The sequence below is a fragment of the Pseudoduganella aquatica genome, from assembly GCF_009857595.1.
Classification (GTDB): Bacteria; Pseudomonadota; Gammaproteobacteria; order Burkholderiales; family Burkholderiaceae_D; genus Rugamonas; species Rugamonas aquatica_A.
In genome coordinates, this window is the sequence record NZ_WWCU01000105.1 from 1 (window position 1) to 1,037 (window position 1,037).

Here is a 1,037-nt window from a genome sequence, read left to right on the forward strand (position 1 = left end):
AAGGGGGCGCAGTCCGCGCCGGCCGCCGCGCCGGGCGCTCCCGCAGCGGCGGCCGGCCCGAACCTGAGCCGCGTGGTCAACCTGCTGGCCGCGACGGCGCCGCAGCAGGTGATGCTGGAAGTGAAAATCGCCGAGGTGTCCAAGACCCTGCTCGACAAACTGGAGGCGGGCGTGATGCTGCACTACGCCGGCGGCGGCTGGGCCGCCACCGTGCTGTCCAATTTCCTGTCCGGCCTGCCGGGCGGCCGGCTCGACCTGAGCAAGGGCGACAGCAAGCGCATCACGCTGGACGCCGAGCGCAAGGACGGCCTGGTGCGCATCCTGGCCGAGCCCACGGTGATGGCCATCAGCGGCCAGGAGGGCAGCTTCCTGGCCGGCGGAAAAATCTTCATTCCGGTGGCGCAGGACAAGGACAAGGTCACGCTGGAGGAAAAGGAGTTCGGCGTGGGCCTGCGCTTCACGCCCACGGTGCTGGCCGGCGGGCGCATCAACCTGAAGGTGGCGCCGGAAGTGTCGGAGCTGGCGCGCGAGGGCATAGGCATTTCCGCCACCGGCTTTGCCGGCAGCGCCATCCTGCCGCTGATCACCACGCGCCGCGCCACCACCACGGTGCAGCTGTACGACGGCCAGAGCTTCGCCATCGGCGGCCTGATACGCAACACCCAGAACACCACCGTCAAGGGCTTGCCGCTGCTGGGCGAACTGCCGGTGCTGGGTGCGCTGTTCCGCAGCACCGACTTCCAGCATGACCGCAGCGAACTGCTGTTTGTTATCACCGCCCACCTGGTCAAGCCCTTGCCGCCGGGCGAACCGGCGCTGCCCACCGGCAGCATGGCGCCGCCGGCGCGCGGCGAACTGTTTCTGGGCGCCCGCCCGCAAGGAGGACAACCATGACGCCACGCCGATTCCTGCCCGGCCAGCGGCCCGCGCTGCCGCTGTTGCCGCTGCTGTTGTCCGTGCTGCTGTCGGGCTGTGCGGCCGGGCGCGCGCAGCAGCCCGGCGCCGGCGCGGCGCCGCTGCCGTTCGGCGAGGCCACC

The 1,037-nt window shown here is 71.2% G+C and carries 1 protein-coding gene; it reads left to right on the forward strand.

Features of this window, described 5'->3' with window-relative positions:
- Positions 1-894: type II and III secretion system protein family protein (locus GTP77_RS29715; protein WP_371869420.1), on the forward strand; the 894-nt coding region annotated here is incomplete at its 5' end.
- Between the last annotated feature and the right edge of the window lie 143 nt (positions 895-1,037).